The sequence below is a fragment of the Bartonella sp. WD12.1 genome (genome assembly GCF_002022415.1).
Classification (GTDB): Bacteria; Pseudomonadota; Alphaproteobacteria; order Rhizobiales; family Rhizobiaceae; genus Bartonella.
In genome coordinates, this window is the sequence record NZ_MUBG01000001.1 from 846,882 (window position 1) to 864,130 (window position 17,249).

The 17,249-nt window shown below is 35.5% G+C and carries 10 protein-coding genes and 1 tRNA gene; 4 read left to right on the forward strand and 7 right to left on the reverse strand.

Annotated elements, in window-relative coordinates; genetic code table 11:
• Positions 1–101: 101 nt before the first annotated feature.
• Together glpX and BWD121_RS03695 are read right to left on the reverse strand one after the other, a co-directional pair.
• Positions 102–1,091: a class II fructose-bisphosphatase gene (gene glpX / locus BWD121_RS03690; protein WP_078663436.1), complete on the reverse strand. Its 990-nt coding sequence runs from the start codon at positions 1,089–1,091 to the stop codon at positions 102–104.
• A 167-nt stretch (positions 1,092–1,258) separates the two neighbouring features.
• A complete protein-coding gene (locus BWD121_RS03695) occupies positions 1,259–2,575 on the reverse strand; it encodes a homoserine dehydrogenase (RefSeq protein WP_078663437.1) in 1,317 nt (438 codons plus the stop codon).
• Positions 2,576–3,474: 899 nt separating this feature from the next.
• Here BWD121_RS03695 and BWD121_RS03700 point away from each other — a divergent pair.
• From BWD121_RS03700 to BWD121_RS03710, 3 genes are all read left to right on the forward strand, one after another.
• Positions 3,475–3,549, forward strand: a tRNA-Glu gene (locus BWD121_RS03700).
• A gap of 854 nt (positions 3,550–4,403) precedes the next feature.
• Positions 4,404–4,541 carry a hypothetical protein gene (locus BWD121_RS08285; protein ID WP_158078243.1) on the forward strand — a complete coding sequence of 46 codons (138 nt, stop codon included), beginning with the start codon at positions 4,404–4,406 and terminating at the stop codon, positions 4,539–4,541.
• A gap of 309 nt (positions 4,542–4,850) precedes the next feature.
• A complete protein-coding gene (locus tag BWD121_RS03710) occupies positions 4,851–9,833 on the forward strand; it encodes a type ISP restriction/modification enzyme (protein WP_078663438.1) in 4,983 nt (1,660 codons plus the stop codon).
• A gap of 620 nt (positions 9,834–10,453) precedes the next feature.
• Here the strand turns inward: BWD121_RS03710 and BWD121_RS03715 are convergent.
• Entirely contained in the window at positions 10,454–11,092 is a 639-nt protein-coding gene (locus BWD121_RS03715) for a hypothetical protein (RefSeq protein ID WP_078663439.1), read from the reverse strand.
• A 301-nt stretch (positions 11,093–11,393) separates the two neighbouring features.
• Here BWD121_RS03715 and BWD121_RS03720 point away from each other — a divergent pair, with 301 nt between their 5' ends.
• Positions 11,394–12,608, forward strand: coding sequence for an NADP-dependent isocitrate dehydrogenase (locus tag BWD121_RS03720; protein WP_078663440.1), 1,215 nt, complete (start codon positions 11,394–11,396; stop codon positions 12,606–12,608).
• Between the two features lie 915 nt (positions 12,609–13,523).
• Here BWD121_RS03720 and tgt read toward each other — a convergent pair.
• The 4 genes from tgt to coaD form a co-directional block, all read right to left on the reverse strand.
• Positions 13,524–14,657: a tRNA guanosine(34) transglycosylase Tgt gene (gene tgt, locus BWD121_RS03725; RefSeq protein ID WP_078664061.1), complete on the reverse strand. Its 1,134-nt coding sequence runs from the start codon at positions 14,655–14,657 to the stop codon at positions 13,524–13,526.
• 954 nt (positions 14,658–15,611) lie between these two features.
• Positions 15,612–16,124 carry a peptidylprolyl isomerase gene (locus BWD121_RS03730; protein WP_078663441.1) on the reverse strand — a complete coding sequence of 171 codons (513 nt, stop codon included), beginning with the start codon at positions 16,122–16,124 and terminating at the stop codon, positions 15,612–15,614.
• Between the two features lie 17 nt (positions 16,125–16,141).
• Positions 16,142–16,717 carry a peptidylprolyl isomerase gene (locus BWD121_RS03735; protein ID WP_078664062.1) on the reverse strand — a complete coding sequence of 192 codons (576 nt, stop codon included), beginning with the start codon at positions 16,715–16,717 and terminating at the stop codon, positions 16,142–16,144.
• A 2-nt stretch (positions 16,718–16,719) separates the two neighbouring features.
• A complete protein-coding gene (gene coaD / locus BWD121_RS03740) occupies positions 16,720–17,226 on the reverse strand; it encodes a pantetheine-phosphate adenylyltransferase (protein WP_197684872.1) in 507 nt (168 codons plus the stop codon).
• Between the last annotated feature and the right edge of the window lie 23 nt (positions 17,227–17,249).

Genomic DNA, 17,249 nt, shown 5'->3' on the forward strand with positions numbered 1-17,249 from the left:
AGAATATCTTTAAGATTCATCATTCTTAAAATTTTATAAGAATTTAACTTCTAAAAGGGTTATTTTATCTTTTAAAAACAACAGCTTAAAAGAATAAAAAATCAACTAAATTTTGATTGTGTTTTGTGCTGTGTCTTAATATTACGAATTGTTCTCGTACATGAACACATCACAATAGTTTCTGTCTGAATATAATTGCGTGTAAATTTAACACCAGAAAGCATATTACCATCAGTCACACCCGTTGCAGCAAACAAGACATCACCCTTTGCCATTTCCTCTATTGTATAAGCTTTATTGGGACCACTAATTCCCATTTTGGCAGCGCGTGCAATCTTTTCTTCTGTATCAAGTTTTAAACGCCCTTGCATTTGCCCACCAATACAACGCAAAGCCGCTGCAGCTAACACCCCTTCTGGTGCTCCACCAGTACCCATGTAAATATCAATACCCGTTTCATCTGGATCAGTTGTATGAATAACACCAGCAACATCACCATCACCAATCAAACGGATAGCTGCACCAGTTGCACGTACTTTACTAACCAATTCTGTGTGTCGAGGCCGGTCCATAATGCATACAGTAATTTGGTCAACAGCCACTCCTTTAGCCTTTGCAAGAGCATAAATATTGTCTGCAGGTTCAGCATCTATATCAACCAAACCCTTCGGATAGCCCGGACCAATAGCAATTTTTTGCATATAAACATCTGGAGCGTAAAGCAAGTTACCTTTTTCAGCGATCGCAATTACTGCAAGTGAATTAGCTAAATTTTTAGCGCAAATTGTAGTTCCTTCAAGTGGATCAAGTGCAATATCAACTTCTGGCCCAGTGCGAAGCCCTACCTTTTCTCCAATATAAAGCATAGGAGCTTCATCGCGTTCACCTTCACCAATCACAACCGTACCATTAATAGGTAAACGATTAAGTTCCTGACGCATTGCATCCACAGCAGCTTGATCAGCTGCCTTTTCATCACCACGCCCTCGTAAACGTGCAGCTGCAACAGCAGCACACTCAGTCACACGAACTAATTCAAGCGTTAAAATACGATCAAGTCCATTTAAGATGTTTTGAGTTACTTTGGGCATATGAAAAATCCTACCAGATTAGTATGAGCTAACAACATTAGCACTCACTATCAAATATTAACAATAAAACTTTCTCGTAAAAATGAAAGCTTTCTACAAAAAATAATCAACTTTCCCCTTTATCACCATAAAATAAACAGGATCATATAAAATAAATTTCCGTAATTTTATGTCATACGTTCGATACGAATGAATCGAGATCTTGCAACAAGATGACCATCTTTTGCGATTCTTGCAAGTGCTTGTTGTATGTTTGCTTCTGTTGTTTCATGCGTAATTAAAATAATTGTTTTTGTCCCCCCAATTTGGCCTTCTATAAAAGACCTCTGAACAATTGATTCCAATGAAATATCATGATCAGCCATATGCTTTGCAACCGTCGCAAAAACACCAGCACGATCATGCACACTCAAACGAATAAAGTAACCCCCTGCGTGGGTAGCAATACATGCTTTTTTATAAGGGATAAGCGCTAATGCTGGCCGTCCCAAAGCAGATCTATATTGAAAACCAGAATGTGCTTTTGCTATGTCAGCTAAATCCCCAATAACTGCTGAAGCTGTCGCTGCCCCTCCAGCACCAGGACCAGAAAATAGTAATTCACCCAATAAATCACTTTGAATGGCAAGTGCATTAGTAACACCATGAATTTGCGCAATCACAGATGATGCGGGTACCATTGCTGGATGAACACGTTGCTCAATTCCTGTATCAGTTTTCAACGCAACTCCTAAAAGTTTAATACGATAACCCAGTTCATCAGCTGCGCGGATGTCAACTTGCGAAATATTGCTAATCCCTTCAACATAAACATCATCCAACGAAATGGCAGTTCCAAATGCCAAACTTGTTAATAAAGCTAATTTATGAGCGGTATCGTGACCCTCAATATCAAAAATCGGATCAGCCTCCGCATAACCAAGTTTTTGTGCATCTGCCAAACAGTCTTTAAATGAGAGACCTTCAGTAAACATGCGCGTTAATATATAGTTACAGGTTCCATTAAGAATCCCATAAATTCGTGACACATGATTACTGGAAAGAGATTCTTTCATCACTTTGATGACAGGAATTCCACCCGCAACAGCCGCTTCAAAATTAAGAAAAACGCCTTTTTCTTCTGCATGAGTAGCAAGTGCTACTCCATGTTGGGCTAATAGTGCCTTATTAGCAGTAACAACATGATGTCCTGCCTTAAAAGCAGCCTCAACCGAAGCAAGCGCAACATCCAATTCACCACCAATCAATTCAACAAAAACATCGATTTCATTAGAAGAAGCCATTTGTACAGGTGAATCAAACCATTTAATATGACTTAAATCAATTCCACGATCACGATTCTTATCACGAGCACTAACAGCAACAACTTCTATGGGACGTCCACAATGACAAGTTAAAGTATTTGCCTTTTCACGTAAAATTCGAACAACTGAAGCACCAACCGTTCCAAGGCCTCCAATTCCAACCCTTAAAGCTTTCGCCATTATTTAAACTGCCTGCTAATTTCTTATCTTTATTGAAAAATATTTGAAATAACGCTTGTCTTTGATGCAAATCATGCTCATTCACAGCGAATACTACGTATTTATTACATCTCTACTCTTAAAATGACAACAACATCTGTTTATTTAATTAAACATTCAAAAACTATGAGAAACACAAAAATTGCATTTTTAAAGAATAAACTTAAAAATTATAATTTGTATGGACATATAAATACTGCAGAATTTAAATAAGGTCACATATATTAAAGAAGCTGCTATTTTCTATATCCAACAGTAAACCCCTCACCTACCCGTTCTAATACTGCAAAGATTTGAGAGTTTGATATAAATTCAACGTTTATATATTATGTTTAAATATCTGAAATCTTGAAATTGATAAATAAATTACCCTCAAAATAAAGCGCTGTATTTAAATAATTACTGATTTCCACTTCATGCAGTATGGTACAACGTTTTTTCAATTTCATAACGCAATATTCTCTTATTTTTCAATTAAATTTAATAAATCTGCGATTTGTGTCTAAAAAAACAGCTTTCATATGATACGCATCATTTTTTTAATTAATAAGAAGCTGTCATTGTGTTTTGTCAAATTGCTCTTTAACTACCAAACGCTACTGATCTTCATCGGTCTCATTTATTTACCGAAATTGGAAATAATAAAATATCATTTGGTTATTATCGTTGCCAACGTTAAGATTTTTCACCGATCTTATAATTAATCTCGTAGATTCTCTCATTTAATGTTGTGTGGAATAGTGTGAATTGTATCGACATATATATTTAAACTAATCCAATAAAATGTGTTTTTTGTAAAAAAATCACTCATAGGGGTTGCGAAGTAAAAAGATCCTCTCTATAAGCCTCATCACTGGTTTGCGCCCATCGTCTAGCGGTTAGGACATCGCCCTTTCACGGCGGAAACAGGGGTTCGATTCCCCTTGGGCGTACCAGTTACTTTTTTATCTCTATATCTATTTGATTTTATTATCCTTTTTAAAGCTCAAAAATAAAGTAGTAAGGTTAGGAAACAAGATTTTCCAACTTGCCCTCTAACAATTTCCTTGAACTCTTGTAAACTGGTTTTTTAACAACCCACACAAATGTTTCCCATATTCATTACTCTTTAAAATATCTCTTGCTAAGCTTGAACTGGTCACAGTATAATTTTTTTGATCCAAATACACCGGCAACCACCTAACACATGAAGTATTTTATTTGTTACACACCCAGTCTGAAAGATCAGAATGCACATCAACGTCAATTTTCTTGTTAATCTCGTCTTTTATTTCAGTCACCGTGTTACTGCTTTTAAAGATGTCTCTGTTTATTTGCGTTGTTCAACTTTCTTTCTAATCTGACAAACATTCACTACAATCTCTAAAAGAGCAGCGAATGCATCAAGTATAATCGCAAGATATTTTTTCACTCCTTGCTCTCCTCTGCCCTTTAAAAGATATCCTTCTAGAGCGCTCTGTCCTTCTTGTAAGCTTTCAAATAAGTTCTTTTGACGCTATCTGACACAAGTATAACAACCAAAACCTACACAAACCGTACTAATTTACCAATGATCCGAAATTGTTTTACCAATACGGGCAAGTGATTCTATAATGGTGTTCATTTTTTCTATCAGACAGTTTGAGATTATCAAATACCCTTATTTGTTCTGCTTTTATAAAGCTACACCGGTAACAATAGCCCCACCTTTCCACCCTTACATTCCCGAAACAATAGAGCATCAAAAGTGTCAAACATAAATTGGATACAGCGGACAGTTATATAACAAACATAAAATGTGAACTGTTTAGTGAAACGCAACAAAATACAGCGCAAAAATATCATAAACACCACACCAAACAAAGGTGACACAATAGATGATAATACCCCGCCTCATGCTTATGATAAAAGTGGAGGTGTTATTCATATGGAAAAGGAAAATACATGACAGAGATTGTAAATATAAATCACATTCGTTAAAAGGATGTAGCTAATAGTTACATAAATGAACAACCGAAGAATATAATATAAATAGCATATCGGTTATGAAAAATAATACTGCTGAATAGTATAATTTCACTGTTTTATTATAGAAAATAATAGAATTTTATAGCTTTATTCTGCCTATAAATAAAACATCTCATTTATTAAATAATTTTGTATCTTTTGTGTAGAACAATATATTGCCAGGTTGACGAATTTGTCTAGACACGATAGTTGAAAACATTTTCATGCGGGATAGTGAGCGGGGAATATTATGGCAGAGAAGACACTACAGTCGCTTTTGCAGACATATCGTGATGAAGCGCGTACTCAACGGGATAAAGGAACATATTTTGAGCGTTTTGCTCTTGCTTATCTCACTCATGATCCTTTCCAGCGTAGGGAATATGAAAATGTTCAAACCTTTCAAGATTGGGCTAAAGAAAATGGTTGGGATGCTCGTGACACTGGTATAGATCTTGTCGCAAAACTTCGTAAAGAAGACGGTTTTGCAGCCATCCAATGTAAATTCTATGATGCAGACTATAGAATTAGAAAAAAAGATATCGATAGCTTTATTTCAGCATCAGGGAAAGATCTATTCAAGCGGCGTGTCATTATAGATAGCACTGAAAAACCTTGGAGTGACAACGCCGAAGCAATGAAAGAAGGACAAAGCATTCCTATTATACGGATCAATCTTTCTGATATGCAACAAAGTCCTATTCGTTGGGAAACTTTTGCAGCTAAAAATCAAATTGTTTTGGCACCCAAAAAAGATTTACGTGGAGACCAAAAAGAAGCATTGCATGCTGTACGTGCTGGACTTTCTGAAGCAGACCGTGGCAAGCTTATCATGGCCTGTGGTACAGGTAAGACATTTACCAGTCTTAAGATTGCTGAAGATTTGGCAGGTAAAGGCAAGCGTGTTTTATTTCTTGTTCCTTCCCTTGCTCTCATGTCACAAACGGTACGTGAATGGGCAAATGATGCACAAATCTACTTAAGGTCCTTTGCAGTGTGTTCAGATACGCAAGTTGGTAAGCGTCGTAAAAATAATGACGATATTGCTGAAATTGATGTGTCGGATCTTGTTTTTCCAGCAACAACCAATGCCGCTCAACTTGCAAAAAATGCTAGCGATGTTGTGGAAAATGAAATGACTGTTGTATTTGCAACCTATCAATCCATTCAAGTTATTTCTGATGCTCAAAACAAATATGGCTTGCCCGCGTTTGATCTTGTTATTTGCGATGAAGCTCATCGTACAACAGGTGCAACAGTGAGTGGAGAAAGTGAATCTAATTTCGTTAAGGTGCATTCTAATGAGTTTATTCGTGCCAAAAAACGCCTTTATATGACAGCAACACCGCGTATTTTTGGTGATAAAGCAAAAAGTCGAGCTAATGAAATTAATGCAGTTCTTGCTTCAATGGATGATGAGGAGCTTTTTGGTAAAACGCTTTTTTATCGTGGCTTTTCATGGGCAGTGGAAAATGGTCTTTTAACGGACTACAAAGTCATTGTGTTGGCAATGGATGAAGGACTTGTAAGTTCAGCTGTACAAAAGCGCCTTAGTGATAGCGAGTCTAAACTTATCCTTGATGATGCAACAAAGATCATTGGGTGTTATAAGGCCCTAAATAAAACCGACATGAAAGCTGATGTTAGCTTTGACCCTGCCCCTATGCAGCGTGTTTTAGCGTTTTGTAAAGATATCGAGAGCTCCAAACTGCTCCGTGATGAGTTTTCTGCAGTCGTTGAAGAATATCTTGATTATATCAACAAAGAGGATACTGAAAACGAGCCATCTCTGAAATGTAAAGTTAAACATGTTGATGGCACGTTCAATGCTAAAGAGCGTGGTATATTACTTGATTGGTTGAAAGCTGATACTGAGGATAATGCTTGCCGTGTTTTGACGAATGCACGTTGTTTATCTGAAGGGGTAGATGTTCCAGCTCTTGATGCTATTATATTTTTACACCCACGTAAGAGCCAAATAGATGTTGTCCAGGCGATTGGGCGTGTGATGCGTCGGTCTGAGGGCAAAAAAATGGGTTATGTCATTCTACCAATTGGAATTCCTTTTGGTATTCCAGTTGAGCAAGCCTTAAACAATAATGAAAAGTATCGCGTTATCTGGCAAATTTTAAATGCTTTACGTGCTCATGATGAGCGTCTTGATACCACAATTAATCAAGCATCTTTGGGGCAAGATGTAAGCAATAGGATTGAAATTATCGGCGTTACCCAAAGCACTGAATTGCAAGCTGTTACTTGTGTTGTAGATGATCTTCCAACGCGGTCAAAATCTGCAGAATTGCGCATAGGAACATCGGGGCAAGATTTTATTGCTACAAATGAAATCCAAGGAGAACTTTCTTTTTGTGTTGATGAACTTTCTCGTGCGATCAAGGCAAGGATGGTCGACAAATGTGGTACGCGTCATTATTGGAAGGATTGGGCTAGCAATATCGCTGAAATTGCCAAAAATCATATCACACGCTTAACAGGCATTTTGGCAGCGCCAAATACTAAAGTGCAGCAGACCTTTGATAGATTCTTGGCAGAATTACGTAATGATTTAAATAACACCGTCACAGAAGGCGATGCGATTGAAATGCTCGCACAGCATATTATCACGCGCCCTGTGTTTGAAGTGTTGTTTGAAGGGAATCAGTTTGTTCGTGATAACCCTGTGTCACGTGCTATGCAACGTATGCTTGATGTGTTGAATGAAGCTAACCTTGAAAAGGAATCCAAAGATCTTGAAAAATTTTACGATAGTGTAAAAACACGAGCTCGTGGAATTACTGATCCACAAGCAAAACAAAGCTTAATTTTAGAACTTTATGATAAGTTTTTTCGTTATGCATTTCCACGCACTGTGGAAAAACTGGGGATTGTTTATACTCCTGTTGAAGTTGTCGATTTTATTATTCACTCAGTCAATGAGGTGTTACAAACTGAATTTGGGCAAACACTTGGTTCGCCGGGTGTCCACATTATGGACCCGTTTACGGGAACGGGAACTTTTATTACGCGACTTTTACAATCTGGTCTAATTAAACGGGAGGAAATGGAACACAAATTCCGTCATGAGATTCACGCTAATGAAATAGTATTGTTAGCATACTATATTGCCGCCATTAATATTGAGGCGACATATCACGGCATTATGGGTGGAGATTATGTGCCATTCGAGGGGATTTGCTTAACCGATACATTCCAGCTTTATGAGCGCGAACAGGAGCAGGGGCAAGAAAAAGACCTGCTTAGCGGTTTAGAGGATAATAGTACACGACGGTTACATCAGCAAAATCTGAATATTCGTGTTATTGTTGGTAATCCACCTTATTCTGTAGGGCAGAAAAGTGAAAACGACAATGCGAAAAATATCAGCTATCCTAAATTAGATAGACACATTTGTGAAACCTACATTGCTCAATCTAGAGGTAATTTAATACGATCGCTTTATGACAGTTACATTCGCGCAATTCGTTGGGCAAGCGATCGTATTGACGATGTTGGAGTTATTGGCTTTATCACAAATGCAGGCTTTATTAATACACGTTCCATGGATGGCTTACGAAAATGTTTAAGTGAAGAATTTTCGAATATTTATGTGCTTAATTTACGAGGGGATATTCGTAAAAATATGTTAAGTAAAGGGCGTGCTCAAGAAGGCCAGAATGTTTTTGGTAGTGGAAGTATGACAGGTATTGCTATTTCTATTCTTATCAAAAATTCCACAGCACAAGAACATGGAAAAATTTATTATTGTGACATTGGTGATAATCTCACGAGAAAAGAAAAACTTTTTGAACTTCAACGTTTAAGCAATATTAATGGCATCAAGCGTGAACATGATTGGCAGACGATTACACCAGACAAGCACAACGATTGGCTCAATAAACGCAACAGTGATTTTGAAAAATTTCTAGCTTTAGGAGATAGGAAAAGTAGTGATTTAAAACTATTTGAAACTTTTTCCTGTGGCATTGTAACTAATCGTGATGCTTGGGTGTATAACTCAAGTCATGAAGCTTTAGCAAAAAATATGAGCAATATGATTGCTTTTTATAATAGTGAAGTAGAGCGTTTTAATGCTGCATACCTAAATTCTGATCGTAAAACACGTGCAAACGCTGTAGAGGATTTCGTTAACACAGATGCCAAAAAAATCAGTTGGAGTCATTCTCTCAAACAACAGTTAGCTAAAGGAAATATTTTTATATTTGAGAGTGATTGTCTTACTCAAAGTCTTTATCGACCTTTCACATGCCAATGGCTTTATTATAATCGTGCTTTCAATGAAATGGTATACCAAATGCCACGTATATTTCCTCTGAAAGAAGCAGTTGAAAACAAAGTGATCCAAATCACAGGAACTGGAGCAAGAGCGGGTTTTTCTGTTATTATGACTAAGGATTTACCTAATCTTGACGCACTGGAGAAAAGTCAATGCTTTCCACGATATGTTTACGAAAATGTTGAGTCTTTAGAAGATAAGGGTGAAGAGCAAATACATTTATTTGCGTCTTGTGCAAAAGAAAACAAGGTAGATGGCCTGCAACGACGTGATGCTATAACTGATGAAGGGTTAACGTATTTTAAAGCAGCTTACCCTAGCGAAGTAATTACAAAGGATGATCTCTTCTTTTACGTCTATGGAATTTTACATTCTGAGGATTATCGTGCCCGCTACGCTCACAATCTTTCCAAACAATTGCCTCGTATTCCAACGGTTAAAAAAGTAGAGGATTTTTGGGCTTTTGTTGAGGCTGGTCGAAAGCTTGGTGATTTGCATACAAATTATGAAGAGGTCGAGCCATATCCTGTCACCTATAAACAGGGTGATCCAAGTACTTGGGTTGTTGATGATAAGGTCAGTTTCTACCGTGTCGAGAAAATGAAATTTGCTGGTAAACGTGGTGCTATTGATAAAAGCACTGTGATTTATAATGCACAAATTACTATGCAAAATATCCCATTGGAAGCTTATGATTATATAGTAAATGGTAGACCCGCTCTTGAATGGGTTATGGATCGCCAGATTGTGAAAATTGATAAAGCAAGCGGCATTATTAATGATGCTAATCGTTACGCTGTTGAGATTATTGGCAATCCTGCTTACCCCTTAGAATTGTTTCAACGGATAATTACTGTAAGTTTAGAAACAATGAAAATTGTTCGTAATCTCCCAAAATTAGAAATAAGAGAAATTGAAGATACCCAAAAAACTATACACTAAAAAATTTAAGTACAGTTTGGAGTTATCCTCCTTAAATAAAAGGAAGCGTTGTTAAATTTTCAAAATATAGGAAAGAATAGTTTAAGGGTGCTTGTACTTTTTTAAATTTTGATTACCAGAGCGTTCCTTATAGTTTGTTGAAGAGAAATTTCCGTTATTTTAATATTATCAATCAAGAGTACAGAAAACTCAAATACCAATATAAAAGTGCTCATTGTTACTTACATACTCTAAATGAACTTCATAAATTTTGAGAAAAATTTTAGAGCTGGATATTTTGCCATCTGCTAATGTTGTGCTGCTATTCTTAAATGCAACACCAAGAAACACTCACACTACTAAAAATCTACGTAAGATTTATGTTAAAAACTTTTAATACTTTTTACGTTTTTTCAAAAACTAGCTCCGAGCTAAGATTAGTAGTTTATTCGTGAGTTACAGTTCTTTCTTTATAGTATTGATTTTATCTAAACTAGTATATCACAGTCTAATGGAAAGAAAAACACCCACAAAAGATTTATAAGCTTTTTGATTAAGCCACTTACAAGAATAGGTATTCTAAAAAATTATCATAAAAATTTAACAAATCTACAAATAGATTAAACAGTTTTATAAAACATCTAATACACAACAGAAAAATGTATAGATCCTATGGCGCCAGTAAATATCTGCTTACCTTCTTGTTCAAACTGTTGAATTAATTTTTCATCAATCATGCGACGATCCCACATTGTACCAAACATATCGTTTTTCTTCCAATCAATAGGTCTTCCAGTAAAATTTTCCATAGTCGATTGATTGTATATTTTAGCAGTATCATGATCTAAAGCTTTAAATAAAGCCTGTGACCCTCCAAGCAATTTGCCTTCTTTTGCTAAGGAATGTACAAGATCTTTTAATTGATTATCACTTACTGTCAAAGGGGCATAAACCTGAAAGTGACCATTTGGAACATCATCATACCCCTGAAATTGCGAAGAATCAGCGTCAATTAAATCTCCCCACAAAACAATAGAATGAGTGGATTCCATTACAGGAGACAAAACTTCGGTAACTTGAACTCTATTATCAGATACCTCTTTAATATGTGACAATGCATCATAGAATTTTAAAGGAAAAATATCTTTAGTATCAATAGATACAGATGGCGCTTGAATAGTATCATGAAGCGGCTCATCAAAATGCCCCTCCATAGGTAAACTGTGCTTTTGATATTCATCAATTTTTATGTTGGACTGAAATGAATCAATAAAAACCATTATTCTCCCCTCCCCATTTTAGCTGGTATATTTTACTAACACTTTTATAGCCTTTTTATATGACACAAATAAATATTAAAACAAAGATAGAAAAAACAAAGATTATTTTATAAAATTTATTTTTATTCATTATAATTTTGTTTTAAAAAATAAAAATTACAAAACAGCTTATTGATATATTCAATAACTCTTTGCTTATGAAATTTAATACTCTTCTATTATTATCACTTATTTTTACTTTTCATCATAGACTTGAAAGTGTTATAGAAGATAATATTACTTAAATGAAAAAGGACTTCTAATGGAAAAGATCAAAGTAGAAAATCCCGTCGTTGAAATCGACGGTGATGAAATGACCCGCATTATTTGGAAGCATATAAAAAACAAATTGATCCACCCTTATCTCGATATTAATCTTAAATATTATGATCTTTCCATCAAAAACCGAGATGAAACCAATGATCAAGTTACTATTGATTCTGCCAATGCTATTAAACAATATGGGGTTGGTGTAAAATGTGCAACTATTACTCCTGATGAATCACGTGTTAAAGAATTTAACTTAAAAAAAATGTGGAAGTCGCCAAATGGCACAATCCGTAACATTTTAGGAGGGGTCATTTTTCGTGAGCCCATTATCTGTAAAAATGTCCCACGCCTCGTTCCTAGCTGGACAAAACCTATTATTATTGGGCGCCACGCTTTTGGTGATCAATATAAAGCAACCGATTTTAAATTCCCTGGTAAAGGGAAGCTAAGTATCAAATTTGTCGGTGATGATGGTCAAATTATAGAGCACGATGTTTTTGATGCCCCAAGTGCGGGTGTTGCTATGGCCATGTATAATATTGATGAATCAATTCGTGACTTTGCTCGTGCATCTTTTAATTACGGCCTACAACGAAATGTTCCAGTCTATCTTTCGACAAAAAATACTATTTTAAAAGCATACGATGGTCGTTTCAAAGACATCTTTCAAGAAATATTTGATACAGAATTTAAAATTGAATTTGAAAACCGCAAATTACACTACGAGCATCGCTTGATTGATGATATGGTCGCTTCAGCAATTAAATGGTCAGGTGGATACGTTTGGGCATGTAAAAACTATGACGGTGATGTTCAATCAGACATCGTTGCTCAAGGTTTTGGTTCTCTTGGTCTTATGACTTCTGTTCTCATGACACCAGATGGTAAAATTGTTGAAGCAGAAGCTGCACATGGTACAGTAACACGTCATTACCGTCAGCATCAGAAAGGTGAAGAAACATCAACAAATTCTATCGCCTCTATTTTTGCATGGACACGCGGGCTGATTCATCGTGCCAAACTTGACAACAATGAGAAATTGAAAAACTTTGCCGTTACATTAGAAAAAGTTTGTATCCAGACTGTTGAGGAAGGTTTTATGACAAAAGATCTCGCACTTTTGATCGGACCAGAACAAAAATGGCTTTCTACAACAGGATTCCTCGATAAAATTGATGCAAATTTAAAAAAAGAAATGGCCAATTAATATAATTGAAATCCCTGAGCTTTGCGAAAAGAGAAAGCTTGGGGATTTTTTTGTAAAATTAAATAACTGTATTTTAAATGAAGCAGGTAATTCCTTTATTAATAGCAAAAAACAATGAAACAACACCTATTGTTTCAGAGAAATAATACTGACGCTTTAAGTTTTAATATTAGTAATGCACATTTGCTAACGTGAATAATTGCAAAAGAGAGATACTTTGAAGGGGCTATCCAACCTATTTATGCAAGAGCTTTTATTATCGAGCCCATAAAACACATAAAACAACAGTCACAAAAATAAAAGCAGCTTATCCACACAAGCTATTCGACCTAAGTTGCATTAATACTTCAATAGTAATCGTAATTGTCAAAAACAAATATAATACTGTTAACAATAGCTTTCAGACGTTATTTTTCAGCATATTTAAATCAACCACAGTCATAATTGCAAAATAAATGTTATTCAAGAAACTGCTTACAAACTGTAACATCACTAATTAAGTAAAACAAAAAATGAGTGTTAATAATATTGGTTGAAACATAATAAACAGCACCATGCCAATAACGCTGCACACTTAAAGCCATTCTTATATAAAAAATGCAATTTTCATACTTCTTTAAGAAATTACTAACCTGTAATTAACATTGTTAATCTAAACAGTTACTCAGAAATAGAAAATAAACTGTTTCTCTCCGGATCAGGTAATGCGTATCGGAGTAATAATCCTCTGTTAAATTGACAGTGCAGAGAAAATATTGTCAATAAAACTGCGCAATTCATTTTTTATGATAGCGCAGTTTTATATTTTTCAAAAAATTACTCTAATCAATCAAAACTGCTAAGAAAATTCTCTCTATGAGAAAACAAACTTAACACAATGAAAAAAATCAACTATCGTCAAAGATAGATACATACTTAATGTGCTAGCGCCTTATTGCTTTGTGTCCATAAAGCATTCGTTTCTGCACAAAAATCAGCATAACATCCTGCTTTAATGGAAGTACGAATGCCTTGCATAAGCTGTTGATAATAAGAAAGATTATTCCAAGTTAACAACATGCCACCAAGAGCTTCATTAGACTTGACTAAATGGTGCAAATAAGCACGACTATAATCGCGTGCAGCAGGACAAGGCGATTGTGGATCAAGAGGGCAAGAATCTTCCGCGTAACGTGCATTGCGCAAATTTACCCTACCAAAGCGGGTAAAAGCTAAACCATGGCGCCCAGCACGTGTTGGTAAAACACAATCAAACATATCAATACCTCGAGCGACACTTTTTAAAATATCATCTGGAGTGCCCACTCCCATGAGATAGCGTGGTTTATTCTCTGGCAAAATAGAACAAGTAGCATCCAATACAGCCATCATAACATCTTGAGTTTCACCAACTGCAAGCCCTCCAATAGCATAGCCTTTCAAATCCATCTCTTTCAATGCCTGAACAGAACGTTCACGCAATTTCATACTATCACCGCCTTGAACAATACCAAACATTGCTTTGTCTGGTTGATTACCAAAAGCTGTTTTACAACGCTGCGCCCAACGCAACGAAAGTTCCATAGCAGCTTCTATTTTTTTTTCACTTGCAGGTAATGCAATACATTGATCGAGCTGCATTTGAATGTCAGAATCAAGCAGTCCTTGAATTTCGATAGAACGTTCTGGACTCATTTCATAATACGCTCCATTAATATGAGAGCGAAAAATCACACATTTCTCTGTAATTTTACAAATCCCTGAAAGGGACATAACTTGAAAACCACCAGAATCCGTTAAAATAGGTTCAGGCCAACGTGCAAATTCATGTAAGCCTCCTAAACGTGCAACCCGCTCAGCCCCAGGCCGCAACATTAAATGATAAGTATTACCCAAAATAACATCTGCCCCAAGATCACGTAGCTGATCCATATACATAGCCTTAACGGTCCCTACCGTTCCAACTGGCATGAATGCGGGTGTGCGAATACGTCCACGTCCTGTTATAATTTCACCCAAACGTGCCTGTCCATCTTGAGCAATTTTGTTATAGTGAAACGTCTTAACCATCATTTTCGTCTTTTCGATTAAACAAATTCATATCGCTATAGCAACAAAAAATACAACTCCTTTTTTGATCGCATTATTATAAGTGTTATAAATGACTTTACTCTACTAAACACTGAAATCAGCCTTAAGAGAATTCAACAAAATAAATGAGAATTTATTATCAGCCAATTAACACAATAAAAAATAGCCTGACCAATAAAATATCTGTAGTGTTTGGCTTGTATAGCTCAAAATACTAACATTTATCCATTACAGTTTTAAATAACCTTAAGTGTTGTACTTAAATAGTAATGACTTTATTTTTGTATGTTTTTAGTACCATAAATACCTAAATACTTTTAGGTATGAATATAACTAATTTCTCTGAATCCATTTTATGATTACGCATATCTGTTACATTCAGAATAAATTACACATCTTCTACATTATGAAACCAATAATAGTGCTGCTCTATTTTATATTTTTGAAGCCCATTTTGAAGTTTCTCGCTAAAATATAGACTGGTAATCAAAGCTGTTACTTTATTTTATAAATAAAAATAATTTAGCATTTCTCTTCTTTTCAATATCTTCTCAACATTCTAAACGCAATTTCAAACGCAACAAATAAGACAGAAACAGCATTCTAACCAAATAAATGAGAGTAACAGAACCCAAAAAATAAATATTTCAACTATATCGGAATAATATTTTATCTCATAAAAACTTGTATATTCTTTTCATTGAAAAACTTAGAAAATTACAAACATAAAAATCTTGTAAGATTACTTTTGAATAATACAATATAAAGCACATGTGCATTTTGATGTAAAAAGTTAATTTCAATAAGGCTCGTTATTTCGAAAAACTCAAAATTGAAAAATTCTATTTACACCAAATACACAGTTCACCCTAACCTCAATAAAATTCCAAATTAAACCGTAAACAGAAATTATCTGCACAATATGCTCTAATATTACTTTGTATCCGCAGCAATTCTGGCTTTGATAATCGCATCAGGCTCTACAACAGGCTCGCCACGCTTGATTTTATCAACATTTTCCATACCCTTCATAACCTGTCCCCATATAGAATATTGACGATCAAGCCAAGGAGCATCTTCAAAGCAAATAAAAAATTGCGAATTAGCAGAATCTGGATTTTGGCTGCGTGCCATAGAAACTGTACCACGTTTATGAGAAATATTCGAAAACTCTGCTTTCAAATCAGGTTTATCTGACCCCCCCATACCCACACGTGATGAATCGAATTTTTCGCTATCTTTTTTTCCAAATTTCACATCACCAGTTTGAGCCATAAAACCATCAATAACACGATGAAAAACAACATTATCATAAGCACCTTCACGCACTAACTCTTTAATACGTACCACATGACCAGGAGCTAAATCAGCAAATAACTCAATCACTACATTGCCTTTTGTTGTTTCAAGAATTAAAGTATTTTCTGGGTCTTTTATCTCAGCCATATAATTATTCCTTTGATTTATTGATTACGTTGCAAATGAGCAGTATCAATAACATCAGGATTTGCCACAGATCCATTGTTACTTACAGTGCCCTTTTTAATTTTATCGACAACATCCATTCCTTTTACAACTTCCCCAACAACAGTATACTGTTCATTTAAAAAAGTAGCATCATCAAAACAAATGAAAAATTGAGAATTTGCGGAATGAGGATCTTGTGAACGTGCCATACCAACAGTACCACGTTTAAATGGCTGTTTTGAAAACTCTGCTACTAAATTAGGATAATTTGAACCCCCCATACCAACGCGCTTAAGATCAAAATCAGTACTATCTTTTTTTCCAAATTTTACATCGCCTGTCTGTGCCATAAAACCAGGGATAACACGATGAAATACGACATTATTATAAGCACCCTCTTCTGTTAATTGCTTAATTCTAGCAACATGTTTTGGTGCAAGATCGGGACGCAAACGAATAACAATATCACCATTTTTAAGAGATAAAACAAGGGTATTATGCTCATTTGCTAAAGCATTAAATGAAAAAAAATAAACAATACATGTTAAAATGGCAAAAATTCTAATATACACAATCATTTTTCCTTCAAGGATTTAAATTTCAAACACAAAGCTTGTGCAACATTTTGAGGAACAAAAGGCATAACGTCCCCCCCCATAGCAGCAATCTGGCGCACTAATGTAGAAGTTATTGGACGACTAGAAACGCTTGCCGGTAAAAAAACAGTTTGTAATTCAGGAGCCATAATCTTGTTCATCCCTGCCATTTGCATTTCGTAATCGAGATCAGTACCATCACGCAAACCACGAATAAGAAACGAAGCTTGAATTTCACGCGCTTTATTAATTAAAAGATTATCAAATGCAATAACTCGCAATCGATCAGGACCTGTATTTAATAAGTCTTTCCCGACTTGTGTAATTAAATCAACACGCTCTTCAAAACTAAAAAGTGATTGTTTTCCACTTTGTATACCAATAGCCACCACCACTTCATCGGCCAATAATAAACTGCCTTGCAAAACATCAAGGTGACCATTTGTAATAGGATCAAAAGAACCTGCATAAAGAGCAATGGTCATCATTTACTCCAATGTTTTCACAA